The organism is Flexivirga sp. G2 (genome assembly GCF_055397625.1).
Genome location: NZ_AP039675.1, coordinates 3,200,898 through 3,214,542, shown reverse-complemented (window position 1 = coordinate 3,214,542; position 13,645 = coordinate 3,200,898). Strand labels below are relative to the sequence as shown.

The window sequence follows — 13,645 nt, the reverse complement described above, 5'->3', positions numbered from 1 at the left end:
GCGTCGGGGTGGCACGCTTGATCCATGACACAGAATTTCCCGGTTGTTGAGCAGGTCAAGAAGCAGTTGTTCATCGGCGGCACCTGGCGGGACGCCGAGGGCGGCGCCACGCTCGAGGTGGACAATCCGGCAACCGGTGGCGAGCTCGCACGGGTCGCTGACGGATCGGTCGCAGACGGCGATGCGGCGCTGGCCGCTGCATCGGATGTGCAGGCCGAATGGGCTCGTTCGGCGCCTCGCGATCGGAGCGAGATCCTGCGCGCGGCATACGAATTGATCGTGGACCGCACTGAGGTGTTCGCCGAGTTGATGACGCTCGAGATGGGCAAACCGCTCGCGGAAGCACGTGGCGAGGTCGCCTACGGTTCGGAGTTCTTCCGCTGGTTCGCGGAGGAGGCGGTCCGCGTATCCGGGCGCTACTCGACGGCTCCGAACGGCGCGACCCGCCTGATGACGATGAAGCAGCCGGTCGGGCCGACTCTGATGATCACGCCGTGGAACTTCCCGCTTGCGATGGGCACTCGCAAGATCGGGCCGGCCATCGCGGCCGGCTGCACGATGGTCGTCAAGCCCGCGGCCGAGACGCCCCTCACCATGCTCTATCTCGCGCAGGTCCTGGAGGAGGCTGGTCTGCCGGCCGGCGTACTCAACGTCATCACCACGAGCAAGAGCGGCGAGGTCATGGAGCCGCTCATCCGCGACCCGAGGGCCCGGAAGCTGACCTTCACCGGGTCGACACCGGTCGGTCGCACGCTCATCGAGCAGTCGGCCCAGCAGGTGCTGCGCGTGTCGATGGAACTCGGCGGCAACGCACCCTTCATCGTCTTCGAGGACGCCGATATCGACGCCGCCGTGGAAGGCGCGATGCTCGCCAAGATGCGCAACATCGGAGAGGCGTGCACGGCGGCCAACCGCTTCTTCGTCCACGCCGACGTCGCGACCGAGTTCAGCGAGAAGTTCGCCGCGCGAATGGCCGCGCTGACCGTGGGTGACGGACTCACCGATGGTGTGGACGTCGGTCCACTGATCAACGCCAAGGCCGTCGACAAGGTGACTGGTCTCGTCACGGACGCGACCGACCGCGGCGCGCAGGTCGTGACCGGTGGCGGCAAGCGCGATGGCGCCGGATTCTTCTTCACACCGACGGTGATCACCGGTCTGCCCGGCGACGCAGCGATGGCGCGGGAAGAGATATTCGGACCGGTGGCCGCCATCCAGACCTTCACCGACGAGGCCGACGTGATCCAGCGGGCGAATGACACCGAGTTCGGTCTGGTCGGCTACTTCTTCACCCGCGACTACGCGCGGGTGCTGCGCGTGAGTGAGGCGCTGGAATACGGCATGGTCGGCGTGAACCAGGGAGTGGTCTCCAATCCGGCGGCGCCGTTCGGGGGCGTCAAGGCCAGCGGGTTCGGCCGAGAGGGCGGCTTCGAAGGCATCGACGAGTACCTCGAGACGAAGTACGTCGGTCTCGCGTTCTGAGGTGATGACCGCGAGCTGTGGATAACTTCTGCGGCTGATCGTCGCCGGCTCCTAATCTCGTTCCGAGGACGAGGAAGGGAGCCGGCGATGGGGCAGCTCACGGTCGACCCGGGGTCGCTGGAGTCAGCAGCCGTATCACTGCGTGGGGCCGTCGATCACAGCGTGACGATGCTCGCGCGTGCGATCATCGACGACCTGCGACGTGGCACCGTGGTTGACGAAAGCGGTTCCGCTGCAAGCAGATTGGGCGACCTGCTGCCGCAGGTCACGGAGTCCGTGCTGGAACATGCAGCAGCAGTCTCGGGGCAACTGGACTCGGCTGCCGGGTCGTATCGACGGACCGATCGGATCGTTCGCATCGCATTGGCGGCCCAGTCGTGAGTCCACTGGACGGTGACGCGGACTCACTGGTGCGTGCAGGGGAACGATGCGGAGCGCTGGCGCTCGAATTGTGCCGGTTGGAGCGGGCCCTGAGCGGCGCCGCCGAGAGCACTTACGCGCGATGGTCCGGAACGGCGGCAGCGTCCTTTGCCGCGTTGGCCCACGGCCACCGTGGCACGGTGCAGAGGGCCAGGTCCGTGGTGGAGCAGCTCGGCATACTCGCGCGCAGCTTCGGAATTGAACTGGCCGACGCGCAGGTGCAGGCGCGGCGGCTGCCGGATCATGCCGTGGCAGAGAGACAAGCGATCGAGGACCGGATCGGCCTGCTGCGCCGGCGTTTTCATCAGCAGTCGACGCAGCTCGAATCGGAGCTGCAACACGTCCTGCTGCGACGGCCGATCGTTCCGCCTCGATGGGTCGGACCGATTCGCCCGCCCGATGGACGCGTCAGACGATGGCCGCTCGAGCCACCGCCGTTGAGCGGGCCGACGAGCACACCGGGCGAGCCGAGGAGCGTGTGGCCGTTCAGGGCGCCGCCGTTGAGTGGTCCGATGGACAGTCCGGTTCGTTGGGCGCCGGTCCGGCCGTTCGAGCCGCCGCCGTTGAGCGGTCCCATCCGTTCCCGCCGGTGGCCCGGGCCGATACATCCTCCGGTGTCTCCGTCCCATCCACCGGCCTCGGTCCGTCCGGTGGGGGTCGTCGCATGAGGCGACTCGCACCGCTGTTGGTCCGTTTCACGGACGAGGAGTTGTTGCTGTTCAGCGCTGATCATCCGATCGTCGATGCGCCATACCTGAGTCGGTTGGACGCCGCCCAACGTCAGCTCGCGACGCAGGTGGCCTTCCGATCGCTGTGCGCTCATGGTGCGGTCGCGATCGACGGCGGGAGAGGTATGGAGCTGCCGGAGGACGTCGTGACGATGTTGCAGGTCCGCAGTTGTGCGAGGTCCGCGCTGCTGATCAGCAAGGCGACCGCTGACATCGGAGTCCTGCGGTACCACCACCTCGGTGAGCAGGTCGTCGTCATCGAGGACGTGACCGACGACGGCATGCACGAGTTCCGGCTCGTCGATCCGGAGAGGTTGCCCGACGAGGTCGACGCCTTCTGCACCGTGGAGGGTGTGGCGGACGGACGCGGTGACCCCGTGTCGCTGACCGTCTCGTCCTTCGCGGCCGGCGACCTGGCTCGGGATCTCTGGGGTGACGGTGTCGCACAGTTCGATGCCACGGTATGGCGTGCCGGCCAGGTTCCCGCCGGTGAGCAGATACTCCTCGGAGTGCTGCTGGGCACGGACGGGAGTTGGACCAGCCGTCGGACGATGGTGTCGCAGGAGCCGGGCGACAGGATGATCGAGATGCGGCCGGCCAAGGCCGCTGCGGTGGGCGACTACATCCTGGACGAGCTGCTCGGTCGGGAGGGCGACGGCGTCACAGCGGGTGAATGGCATTTAATGAGAACGTGACCGAGACACCGACAGCTGCCCCCGCCCAGCGAACCGTGGCGATCCTGGGATCGACCGGGTCGATCGGCACACAGGCCATGGACATCGTCGAGCGCAACCCGGACCGCTTCCGGGTCACGGCGCTGAGCGCCGGAGGGGGCCAGCCGCGGCTCATCGCACGTCAGGCAGTACAGGCGAGGGCTGCGCTGGTGGGGCTCGCCGCCGGTGACGAGGCGGAGTTCCGCGAGCTGCTCGAGGACGAGGCGCGCGCCGCAGGGGTGGGCGGTTACCACCCCGACATCGTGGTCGGGACGGATGCTTCGGAACGCGTGGCGAGCTGTGGAGCCGATGTGGTGCTCAACGGCATCACCGGGTCGATCGGACTGCGCCCGACGCTCGCCGCGCTGGAAGCCGGTTCGACGCTGGCGCTCGCCAACAAGGAGTCGTTGATCGTCGGTGGTCCCGTCGTCAAACGTGCCGCGCGTCCCGGGCAGATCGTGCCGGTCGACAGCGAGCACTCCGCCATCGCGCAGAGCCTGCGTGCGGGCAGCGACCGGGAGGTACGGCGACTGGTGATCACCGCGAGCGGAGGTCCGTTCCGCGGGCTGCCGTTCGACGAGCTGAAGAAGGTCTCGCCCGAGCAGGCGTTGGCACATCCGAACTTCGCGATGGGCAAGGTCATCACCACCAATTCGGCGACGTTGGTCAACAAGGGCCTGGAAGTGATCGAGGCACATCTGCTCTTCGATGTGCCCTTCGAACGCATCGATGTCGTGGTGCATCCGCAGCAGTTCATCCATTCGATGGTCGAGTTCGTCGACGGCGCCGTCGTCGCCCAGATCGGACTGCCCACGATGCTGGTGCCCATCGCGCTCGGCCTCGGCTGGCCGGATCGGGTTCCGGACGCCGAGACACCGATCGACTGGACGAAGGCGGCGGACTGGCGCTTCGAACCGCTGAACGACGACGCCTTCCCGGCCGTGCAGCTGGCGCGTCAGGTCGGCCTGGCCGGTTCGACATACCCAGCGGTGTACAACGCCGCGAACGAGGAGTGCGTGGAGGCATTCCACGACGGCCGGGTGAATTTCACCGACATCATCGAGACGGTCCGGCGGGTCGTGGAGGAACACGCGCCATCCGGGGCCGAGCTCACGGTCGAAGACGTCCTCGCTGCAGAGACCTGGGCGCGCGCCCACGCACAGTCACTACTCGATCAGCGCTGAGCGCGGTCGCAGGAGACCGTGAGACGCTAATGGGCGTGTTGTTCCTGATCGGTGTGATCATCCTGCTGCTCGGCGTCGGTATCTCGATCGCCCTGCACGAGATCGGTCATCTCACCCCCGCGAAGCTCTTCGGCGTCAAGGTCACGCAGTACATGGTCGGCTTCGGTCCGACTCTCTGGTCACGTCGCCGCGGCGAGACGGAGTATGGCGTGAAGGCGATCCCGCTCGGTGGCTACATCCGGATGATCGGGATGTTCCCTCCGCGACCCGGTGAGAGCGAGGGTCTGATCCGCTCCTCCTCGACCGGTCGGTTCAGCCAGCTGGCCGACCAGATGCGCGAGGACGCGTACGAGCACATCGCACCGCAGGACGCCGACCGGGTCTTCTACAAGCTGCCGACCTGGAAGAAGGTCGTCATCATGTTCGGCGGCCCGTTCATGAACCTCGTCATCGCACTGGTTCTGCTGATCATCATTGCGAGCGGGATCGGGCTGCCGGTGCAGCAGAGTGCGAGCATCGCGGCGGTTCAGTCGTGCACTGCCACGACGGCCGGTAAGGCGGTGACCGACTGCGACGCTGCCGGGCGCACCGCCGCAGCCGCAGCCGGGGTGAAGCCCGGCGACCGCATCGTGTCGATCGATGGAACGAAGATCTCCTCGACCACGGATTTCACCCGGATCGTGCGTGCCCACCCGGGTGATCGGATCCCGCTGGTGGTGCAGCGCGACGGGAAGGCCGTCACGCTCCACGTGACGCCGAAGCTGGAGCGCATGCCCAAGCAGGACAGCAACGGCACCGAGGTGGTCAACTGGAAGGGTCAGGTCGAGTACGAGGACGTCGGCATCATCGGTGCGTCGATCGGTGGCACCTACCGGGACGAGCGTCAATCACTTCCGGCCGCCATCGGCACCTTCGGCAATGCCCTCGAGCGCACCTCCTCGGTGTTCGTGAAGATCCCGCAGAAGATGGTCGGTGTCTGGAATGCCGCCTTCAGCGGCGGGACGCGCGATCAGAACGGCCCGCAGTCGGTTGTGGGTGTCGGCCGGACGGCCGGCGATGTCACCGAGTCGAAGTACGCCAGCACGAAGGACAAGATCGTCGTGCTGCTGATGATCCTCGCGTCGCTCAACATGGCGCTCTTCGTCTTCAACATGGTGCCGCTGCTGCCGCTCGACGGTGGTCACATCGCCGGCGCGTTGTGGGAGGCGATCAAGCGTCGGATCGCACGAGCCCGCGGGATCACCGGCCCGGTGTATGTCGACGTCGCCAAGGCACTTCCGCTGGCGTATGGCGTCTCGATCGTGCTGCTGGTGATGTTCGCCCTGTTGGCCTATGCCGACATCGTGAATCCGGTGAAGCTCGGCTGAGCCGACCGCGCGATCGGCTTGCGGACCGAAGCTGTCCGCTTGGGGGAGGAGCGTGCGTCTCATCCACCGACTCACATCGCAACGAGGAGCGACCGATGTACGCACCCGCCCAGCACGACGAGATCACCGGCCTGCTCAACTACGTCGACCAACAACTGGCGGCGATCCGCGCCTCGGTCCACGGACTGACGGAGGAGCAGGCGAAGGCGACGCCGTGTCGCAGCACGCTCTCACTTGCGGCGTTGCTCAAGCACGCCGCGTACAGCATGAGCGGCTACATCGCGCAACTGTCCGGTTCGCTGTCCGCACTCGATGACGCGGCTTTCGCGACATACCTCGGGAGCCTGGTGGTCGGTCCGGACGAACGAGTGGCGGACCTGCTGGCTGAGTTCGATGCCGCTCGTGCGGAGTTGTTGGCCGCCGTGGAGCAGGCCGATCCGGATGCGGCGGCCACGGCACCGGCTGCGCCGTGGCACGGCATCATGGAGCCGCAGCCTGTCCTGCGGCGGTACGACATCGGCCACTTCTTCGAAGAGTTCGCGCGGCACGCCGGCCATGCCGACATCATTCGGGAAGAACTGGACGGCGTGGCGATCCCTGCATTGGTGATGACCCTGGAAGGCATGCCGGCGTCGCAGTTCTTCCAGCCCTACGAACCTGCCCCTGGGACGATCGGCACCGTCTGAGCGAGTGTCGACACCATCGCTCAGGTCAAATTTGTTCGCATCGGATCATGAGTTGGGGCACGCTCATGTCTATGTCGAGTAGCGATCTGTGGGACGCCGCAACGGCCGAGCGGTACGACGCCGAGGCGTCGTTCATGTTCACCGCGGAGGTCCTGACTCCGGCCGTCGACTACCTTGCCGGACTGGCGGGTGAGGGGGCCGCCCTGGAGTTCGCCATTGGCACGGGCCGCGTTGCAATTCCCCTGATCGAGAAGGGGGTTCGCGTCGCCGGTATCGAGTTGTCGCAGCCGATGATCGATCAGTTGCACGTCAAGGCCCCTGATGTTCCGGTGACGGTCGGCGACATGGCGACGACGAGGGTGGAGGGTGAGTTCTCCTTGGTCTACCTCGTGTGGAACAGCCTTGCGAACGTGCGCACGCAGGCCGAACAAGTCGAGGTGTTCCGCAACGCGGCGAGGCACCTCGCGCCCGGCGGCCGGTTCGTCATCGAGCTCGGCGTGCCCACCCTTCGCCGGCTACCCCCGGGCCAGTCGGCGGTGCCTTTCCACATCGGGGAAGGACACCTCGGTTTCGACACCTACGACCTGGCCACCCAGCAAAGTCAGTCACATCACTACACGCGGCAGGCCGACGGCACGTTCCGGTATGGCGTCGGAAACTTTCGTTACGTCTGGCCCGCGGAATGCGATCTGATGGCGCAACTCGCCGGTATGACGCTCGAGCGGCGGATGGCGGACTGGAACGGCAGCGAGTTCACCAGTGACAGCGAGTCACACGTCTCGGTCTGGCGGACCGACGGCTGAAGCAGTCGAGCCGTGGTTCCGCGCCCGTGGGCGGCGATTCGTCGCCGTACTGCGCGACGAGACTCGCGCGACCACGTGAGGTGACGACGATCGCACTGCGTCCTCGTCGGACCGCCGTGCCGTCATGGGCACAGTGGTGAGGGCCCACTCGACGCGCGTCGCCGAGACGGACGCCGTGTAGCCGAACCGGTGGACGAGCTGATGATGCGTCGTACACAGCATTGCAAAGCCCATGGACGATGCTCGGCGCAGCGTCGAGCGCGGACAAGCAATTGCGCAACTGGAGGAGCAGCTCGCCCTCGTCAACAGCCATGTGCTGCACCGCTATCCGTCGCTTGTGGAGTCGCCCAAAGTAGTCGGCCGATCCCGGCTCACCGCTCGCCATCGTGCCCGCATGTGGACAACCGCTCCCGCACCGCAGAGATGTGGACGGCCCCCGGGCCCGTGACCGGACGAACCGACGAAGGCGGATACCGACCGCTGCGCGCTGCCTGCCGCGCACGACATGCGGCGACCTACGAGGTGCGAACCGCTCTGTGTTTCACGGGGATTCGGGTCTTCCTGCCATGTTTTCGAGGAGATCGTCCAGCAGCGCCACTTGCCTTTCCTCGGGGTAATGCGTCGGATCAAGCACTGCCTGCACGATCAGGCCGAGCGCGAAGCACTGCAGCTCGGTCGCCATCGAGTGCGAATCTCCGGCGCGCATTTCACCCCGCGTCTGCGCGTCGCTGACGAGCTCGGTCAGTCGATCGACACCGGCCGCGTAACGCCGCGCGTGATCCCGCCGGAACTGCGGATCGGCCAATGCCTGGTCCCACGACGAGACCCAGACCCGGTTGGCCGTGACGGAGTCCGCATCCAGCGGCAGCATGTCGATGATCGCCGAGCGAACGGCGGGCAACCCCGCGTCGGCCGACCGGCGCGGCCGATCCGTTGATCGTTTGTCGAGCAGTTCCAGCGCGTAGCCGATGATCTCCCGCTTGGACCGGAAGTAGTGCGTCACGACTCCGGTTGTCGCCTGCAGTTGGCGCGCGATCGCCCTGATCGTCAGACCGTTGAAACCGTCGCGGGCGAGCACCCGCCATACGGCCTCGGCGACCTCGCCGCGGCGGTCCTCATGATTCCCCTTGGGTCTGGCCATGCCCGGATGCTAATTTGCACAACAAACGTTATGCAAATGATCGGAGCAACCGTGTTCAGCCATCACCTCGCCGACGGAGCCTGCCTGCGCGCCCTCGAGCCCTGGCATGCCGACGAGTTCGCAGCCCACCTCGATCGGGCACGCGAGCACATCCGACCCTGGGTCGGGCCGTCATTCGTCACCGAGACGGTGGACGCAGCACGCGCCACGCTCGTCCGGTATGCCGAAGGAGCCGCACGTGACCAGGCCAGGCTCGTCGGCATCTGGTCCGACGGCACCCTCGTCGGTGGGTTGATGTTCGTCGGCTTCGACGCCACCGGCGGCACCGCCGAGCTCGGCTGCTGGCTCGAGCCGGCCGGCGAAGGCCGCGGGCTGATCACCGCCGGCGGGCGCCGGATGCTGGACTGGGCCTTCGATGAGCGGAACCTGCATCGGGTGGAGTGGCGGTGCCGCGCGGACAACGCACGCAGCGCCGCCGTCGCACGTCGACTGGGTATGACGCACGAGGCGACGCTGCGACAGGCGTGGCTGAACGGCGGCATACATCACGACAAGCAGGTCTGGGCGATCCTGGCCGACGAACACCGAGCTGCACGCGCTACCGAATGACGAGTTCCGCCTGACACCAGGCTTATTCGCTCGGCGCGGGCGAGCGCCGCTCCGATCGTCGGATGTCGTCCTCCAGTCGGTCGCCGAACTGCTGGACCCGGCTGTCACGCTCGGCGAACACCGAGGCGCCCGGCTTGTTGCCCCACGTCCACTCGTTGAAGAAGAGGTTGAGCAGCACGGCACTGATCGCGGCGGAGCTGATGCCGGAGCCCATGATCACACCGAACCAGTCCGGGAACTTGTCCCAGAACGTCGGCGCGGCGATCGGTATGACGCCGAGCCCGAACGCCACCGAGATGATGATCAGGTTGAGGCCGTTCTCGAAGTCCACCCGCGCGAGCGTTCGTATGCCGCTGGCGGTGACCGATCCGAACAGGATGATCCCCGCCCCGCCGAGCACCGGCGACGGAATTCCCGCGACCACCGCACCGACCACGGGCAGCAGGCCGAGCACCACGAGCACGCCACCGCCGGCCGCAACGGCGAACCGGCTCTTGATGCCGGTAAGTGCGACGAGGCCGACGTTCTGAGCGAAGGCGCTCGCCGGGAAGCTGCCGAAGAACGGCGCCACGGTGGTGGCGGCCATGTCGGCGCGCAGGCCCGCGGCGACCCGCTTGTCGTCGACCTCGGTCTCCACGATCTCGCCGATGGCGAGGATGTCGGCGGTCGTCTCGGTCATGATCACCAGGACGACGATGGTCATCGAGATGATCGCGCCGACCTGGAACGTCGGTGAGCCGAAGTGCAGGATCTGCGGCAGCGCCACGATCTTCGCGTCGCGCACCCCGGAGAAATCGGCATGCCCGGTCGCGGCCGCCACGATCGTGCCGATCACCATGCCGATCAGGATCGACAACCGTGAGATCGCGCCCTGGAAGAGCCTGCTGATCAGCACGATGATCAGCAGCGTGAGGCCGGCAAAGCCGATGTTCGTCGGTGATCCGAAGTCCTTGGCGCCGGAGTCGCCACCCATGCACCACGTGAACGCGGTCGGCATCAGCGACGCTCCGATCACGGTGATGATCGACCCGGTGACCACTGCCGGGAAGAACCGCACGATCTTCGCGAAGTATGTCGAGGCGATGACCCCGATCAGCCCGGCGACGATGATCGCGCCGAGCACCGGCCGCACGCCGTCCTTGCCGGCGATCGACACCATCGTCGACACGCTGGCGAACGACACGCCCTGCACGATGGGCAACTGGCTGCCGACCGGTCCGATGCCGAGCGTCTGCAGCAGGGTGGCGACACCGCTGATGAACAGTCCGGCGGTCACGAGCAGCGCGATGTCGGACGTCTTCAGGTGCGCGGCTCCGCCGATGATGATGGGTGGGGCGATCACTCCGCCATACATCGTGAGGATGTGTTGGGTTCCGTAGACGAGCAGGCGGCCGGGACTGTACATCGTGTCCTCGGGCCGACCCTCGGTCGTCGAATTGCCCTCGCGTCGTAGGAGTTTCACGGCGCGCACCCTCAGTTCGTCGTGGGGGAGGGGCGGGATCGAGGTCCGATCGGTTCGTGGCACATGGGCGGCTCCTATCGCTATATGGAAAATGAATTCCGATACGTGAAAGAGTGGCATGGACCACAACGGTCGTCAACGTTTTGTTGAAGAAGGTTCGAAGGGTGGACCGCGGCGGCATACCCGTGGGCGTTGGTCGGCCGCGTTGCGGCAGGAGCGGTGCGGAGAGTCATACTGAAGGGGTGACTGTTTCTCTCGGTATGCCGAGCGCCCCGGCGCCCGTACTCGCACCCCGCCGCAAGTCCCGCAAGATCAAGGTCGGCAAGGTCGAGGTCGGAGGAGACGCTCCGATCTCGGTGCAGTCGATGTGCACGACGCCGACCACCGACATCAACGCGACCCTTCAGCAGATCGCCGAGTTGACCGCCGCCGGCTGTGACATCGTGCGCGTCGCCTGCCCGAGTCAGGATGACGCCGACGCGCTGCCGGCGATCGCGAAGAAGTCGCAGATCCCGGTCATCGCCGACATCCACTTCCAGCCGAAGTACGTCTTCGCGGCGATCGACGCCGGCTGTGCGGCCGTGCGCGTCAACCCGGGCAACATCCGTAAGTTCGACGACCAGGTCAAGGAGATCGCCAAGGCCGCCAAGGACGCCGGGGTCTCGCTGCGCATCGGCGTCAACGCCGGCTCCCTCGACAAGCGGCTGCTGGAGAAGTACGGCAAGCCGACGCCCGAGGCGCTGGTCGAGTCCGCGGTCTGGGAAGCGAGCCTCTTCGAGGAGCACGACTTCCACGACTTCAAGATCTCGGTCAAGCACAACGACCCGGTCGTCATGGTGCGCGCCTACGAGCTGCTCGCCGAGCGCGGTGACTGGCCGCTGCACCTCGGCGTCACCGAGGCGGGTCCGGCGTTCCAGGGCACGATCAAGTCGGCGACCGCGTTCGGTGCGCTGCTGTCCAAGGGCATCGGCGACACGATCCGTGTCTCCTTGTCGGCGCCGCCGGTCGAGGAGATCAAGGTCGGCATCCAGATCCTGCAGTCGCTCAACCTCAAGCCGCGCAAGTTGGAGATCGTCTCCTGCCCGTCCTGCGGTCGTGCCCAGGTCGACGTCTACACGCTCGCCGAGCAGGTCACCGCCGGTCTGGAAGGTATGACGGTGCCATTGCGCGTTGCCGTCATGGGCTGTGTCGTCAACGGTCCCGGCGAGGCGCGCGAGGCCGACCTCGGCGTCGCATCGGGCAACGGCAAGGGCCAGATCTTCGTCAAGGGCGAGGTCATCAAGACCGTTCCCGAGGCGCAGATCGTCGAGACGCTGATCGAGGAAGCGATGCGCATCGCCGACGAGATGGGTGAGCCGATCGACGAGGAGTCCGCCGGCAGCCCGAGCGTCACCGTCAGCTGACGTCGCGACCCGAGCTGCTCGCCAGGCGTCGTACCGTGAACAGCAGGCCGGCGCCGGCGACGAGCTTGGCGACGAGAAGCACCACGTCGACGGGTGACGCGGTCTCGTCCGCCAGGTCGTTGGGGACGACTCCGAGCACCAGGCCGTATGCCGCCCACGCCGTCCACGCCCCCGACGCTGTCCAGAGCACAGCCAGCGGCACCGCACGTCGCATGCGGGTGGGTCGACCTCGGCGTGCAGACCGGACGGTCAGGACGGCGACGAAACCGATCACGGCGTCGACGCACCACCCCATGGCCTCCGGTGCGGAACTCGAGCACACCGACCGCACCAACAGTGCGACGCTCACCACGGCGACGGCAGCGGTGGGCCAGCGGGGCAGCGTCCGGGGTATGCCGGAAAGCCGCTCGCCCCAACCGTTCACGCCGGCCCAGCGTTGCCACGCGTAGATGCCGAATGCCGGCAACAGGCACAGTCCCAGACCGCTGAAGCCGGTGTAGACCACCGCGTAGACCCAACCGGCGATGGGTGCAGCTCCATCGTTCGTCGTCGGTGGTCCGGTGATGAGCTGCACGACGATCGAGGGTCCGATGATCATCACGATCTGACCGAGCAGCCCGTAGCCGATCCACATGGTCGGCAGCACGAACCAGGTCGGCGCGCGTGTGCCGCGGAAGAAGGCAATGGCGAGCCCCAGAGCGACGAGGTCGAGTCCGAAGGTCGCCGCGTTCAGTACGTGCATCGTGGCGCTGGTCCCGAACGACGCGTCCTGCAGGCCGACCCGCGAGCCGGCCAACCAGCCGACCTTCAGCGCGCTGTAGGGGAGCGTGGCGACCACAGCCCCGACGGCGAGTCGTCGCCGGACCCGATCCGCTCGGTTCCGCACCGCACGATGCTCGACGGGTCGGCGGGTTGCCATCGACACCGCACTCACCGTCGGCCCGCCTCGTGCAGGTCCGACCACGACCGACCGATCTGGCGCAACATCGCCGGATAGATCAGGGCGTGGCGGAACGGTTGTATGCCGGCGAGATATGCGCGGCCCTTGGCCCCGTTCGGCTTGACCAGAATGGCCAACTGTGCGGTGTAGCAACCTGATTCGGTCTCGACCCAACCGATGTGCAGCACGCCGTGGCAGGTCGAGTTGGCCAGCTCGGCGGCGAACTCGTCATGCAACAAGTAGAGGGAGGTGAAGGGGGACTGACCGAAATCCGGTCCGATCGGTGCGCCGCGCAGGTCCGCCGGGAACCGGGCGCTGAGTGACGGCACGCGCATGCCGACGCCGTTGTGCGGATCGTCCCAGTGCAGCAGCCGGCCGAGCTCCCAGCGCACCGACCAGACCAGCTTGACGATGGCGGACCGGTGTTCGGACAGGACGTCGCCGGCGATCAGCTCCACCAGCAGTCGCAGGTCGTCCGGCCCGCCGGGCGTCGGCAACTGCCACACGTCGAGCAGCTCGAAGTCGTCGGCGATCTCGTGGATCCGCCAGGCGCGCTCTCGGAACGCGCTGTTCGGTAGCCGCCGCCCTGTGGCCGACGACGCCGGGATGTATGCCGTGGGTGTCTGTCCTCTCATACCGACCACGATTGCCCGGTGCACGCGACAACGGTTCCCCTGCCCGGGTGTTCGCGTTCCCCCGCGCGGGGG

13 protein-coding genes are annotated in these 13,645 nt (G+C 66.9%); 9 read left to right on the top strand and 4 right to left on the bottom strand.

The features are described 5' to 3' along the window. The first annotated feature begins 24 nt into the window (after positions 1-24). The 7 genes from ACZ50J_RS15590 (at position 25) to ACZ50J_RS15560 (ending at position 7,383) form a co-directional block, all read left to right on the top strand. Complete coding sequence (locus tag ACZ50J_RS15590; RefSeq protein WP_464298070.1) at positions 25-1,482, top strand: NAD-dependent succinate-semialdehyde dehydrogenase; 1,458 nt, start codon at positions 25-27, stop codon at positions 1,480-1,482. An 87-nt stretch (positions 1,483-1,569) separates the two neighbouring features. Beyond that, a complete protein-coding gene (locus ACZ50J_RS15585) occupies positions 1,570-1,863 on the top strand; it encodes a hypothetical protein (RefSeq protein ID WP_464298069.1) in 294 nt (97 codons plus the stop codon). A gap of 703 nt (positions 1,864-2,566) precedes the next feature. After that, positions 2,567-3,325, top strand: coding sequence for a hypothetical protein (locus tag ACZ50J_RS15580; protein WP_464298068.1), 759 nt, complete (start codon positions 2,567-2,569; stop codon positions 3,323-3,325). Beyond that, positions 3,322-4,527 carry a 1-deoxy-D-xylulose-5-phosphate reductoisomerase gene (gene dxr / locus ACZ50J_RS15575; RefSeq protein WP_464298067.1) on the top strand — a complete coding sequence of 402 codons (1,206 nt, stop codon included), beginning with the start codon at positions 3,322-3,324 and terminating at the stop codon, positions 4,525-4,527. The genes ACZ50J_RS15580 and dxr overlap by 4 nt, the downstream gene beginning before the upstream one ends. 29 nt (positions 4,528-4,556) lie before the next feature. Then, positions 4,557-5,894: a M50 family metallopeptidase gene (locus tag ACZ50J_RS15570; RefSeq protein WP_464298066.1), complete on the top strand. Its 1,338-nt coding sequence runs from the start codon at positions 4,557-4,559 to the stop codon at positions 5,892-5,894. A gap of 95 nt (positions 5,895-5,989) precedes the next feature. Continuing rightward, positions 5,990-6,580, top strand: a complete 591-nt coding sequence (locus tag ACZ50J_RS15565) for a mycothiol transferase (RefSeq protein ID WP_464298065.1) — start codon at positions 5,990-5,992, stop codon at positions 6,578-6,580. Positions 6,581-6,651: 71 nt separating this feature from the next. Further along, positions 6,652-7,383, top strand: a complete 732-nt coding sequence (locus tag ACZ50J_RS15560; RefSeq protein ID WP_464298064.1) for a class I SAM-dependent DNA methyltransferase — start codon at positions 6,652-6,654, stop codon at positions 7,381-7,383. Positions 7,384-7,924: 541 nt separating this feature from the next. Here ACZ50J_RS15560 and ACZ50J_RS15555 read toward each other — a convergent pair. Further along, positions 7,925-8,524, bottom strand: coding sequence for a TetR/AcrR family transcriptional regulator (locus ACZ50J_RS15555; protein ID WP_464298063.1), 600 nt, complete (start codon positions 8,522-8,524; stop codon positions 7,925-7,927). Positions 8,525-8,560: 36 nt separating this feature from the next. On the opposite strand from ACZ50J_RS15555, the gene ACZ50J_RS15550 reads away from it, so the two are divergent. Beyond that, positions 8,561-9,133, top strand: a complete 573-nt coding sequence (locus ACZ50J_RS15550; protein WP_464298062.1) for a GNAT family N-acetyltransferase — start codon at positions 8,561-8,563, stop codon at positions 9,131-9,133. A 22-nt stretch (positions 9,134-9,155) separates the two neighbouring features. On the opposite strand, the gene ACZ50J_RS15545 is transcribed toward ACZ50J_RS15550, so the two are convergent. Beyond that, positions 9,156-10,595, bottom strand: a complete 1,440-nt coding sequence (locus ACZ50J_RS15545) for a nucleobase:cation symporter-2 family protein (RefSeq protein ID WP_464298061.1) — start codon at positions 10,593-10,595, stop codon at positions 9,156-9,158. Positions 10,596-10,855: 260 nt separating this feature from the next. Between ACZ50J_RS15545 and ispG the strand changes: the two genes are divergently transcribed. Next, on the top strand, positions 10,856-11,998 hold the full coding sequence (gene ispG / locus ACZ50J_RS15540) for a flavodoxin-dependent (E)-4-hydroxy-3-methylbut-2-enyl-diphosphate synthase (RefSeq protein ID WP_464301359.1): 1,143 nt from the start codon (positions 10,856-10,858) through the stop codon (positions 11,996-11,998). Here the strand turns inward: ispG and ACZ50J_RS15535 are convergent. Beyond that, a complete protein-coding gene (locus tag ACZ50J_RS15535; protein ID WP_464298060.1) occupies positions 11,991-12,884 on the bottom strand; it encodes a hypothetical protein in 894 nt (297 codons plus the stop codon). The genes ispG and ACZ50J_RS15535 overlap by 8 nt on opposite strands. Positions 12,885-12,928: 44 nt before the next feature. Further along, on the bottom strand, positions 12,929-13,573 hold the full coding sequence (locus ACZ50J_RS15530) for a DUF2867 domain-containing protein (protein ID WP_464298059.1): 645 nt from the start codon (positions 13,571-13,573) through the stop codon (positions 12,929-12,931). Positions 13,574-13,645: the final 72 nt, after the last annotated feature.

What these genes read in the sequence shown, in the direction of transcription:
- ACZ50J_RS15590 (WP_464298070.1), top strand. Translation starts at nt 25, where the DNA reads ATGACACAGAATTTCCCGGTTGTTGAGCAGGTCAAGAAGCAGTTGTTC.
- ACZ50J_RS15585 (WP_464298069.1), top strand. Translation starts at nt 1,570, where the DNA reads ATGGGGCAGCTCACGGTCGACCCGGGGTCGCTGGAGTCAGCAGCCGTA.
- ACZ50J_RS15580 (WP_464298068.1), top strand. Translation starts at nt 2,567, where the DNA reads ATGAGGCGACTCGCACCGCTGTTGGTCCGTTTCACGGACGAGGAGTTG.
- ACZ50J_RS15570 (WP_464298066.1), top strand. Translation starts at nt 4,557, where the DNA reads ATGGGCGTGTTGTTCCTGATCGGTGTGATCATCCTGCTGCTCGGCGTC.
- ACZ50J_RS15565 (WP_464298065.1), top strand. Translation starts at nt 5,990, where the DNA reads ATGTACGCACCCGCCCAGCACGACGAGATCACCGGCCTGCTCAACTAC.
- ACZ50J_RS15560 (WP_464298064.1), top strand. Translation starts at nt 6,652, where the DNA reads ATGTCGAGTAGCGATCTGTGGGACGCCGCAACGGCCGAGCGGTACGAC.
- ACZ50J_RS15555 (WP_464298063.1), bottom strand. Translation starts at nt 8,524, where the DNA reads ATGGCCAGACCCAAGGGGAATCATGAGGACCGCCGCGGCGAGGTCGCC.
- ACZ50J_RS15550 (WP_464298062.1), top strand. Translation starts at nt 8,561, where the DNA reads ATGATCGGAGCAACCGTGTTCAGCCATCACCTCGCCGACGGAGCCTGC.
- ispG (WP_464301359.1), top strand. Translation starts at nt 10,856, where the DNA reads ATGCCGAGCGCCCCGGCGCCCGTACTCGCACCCCGCCGCAAGTCCCGC.
- ACZ50J_RS15530 (WP_464298059.1), bottom strand. Translation starts at nt 13,573, where the DNA reads ATGAGAGGACAGACACCCACGGCATACATCCCGGCGTCGTCGGCCACA.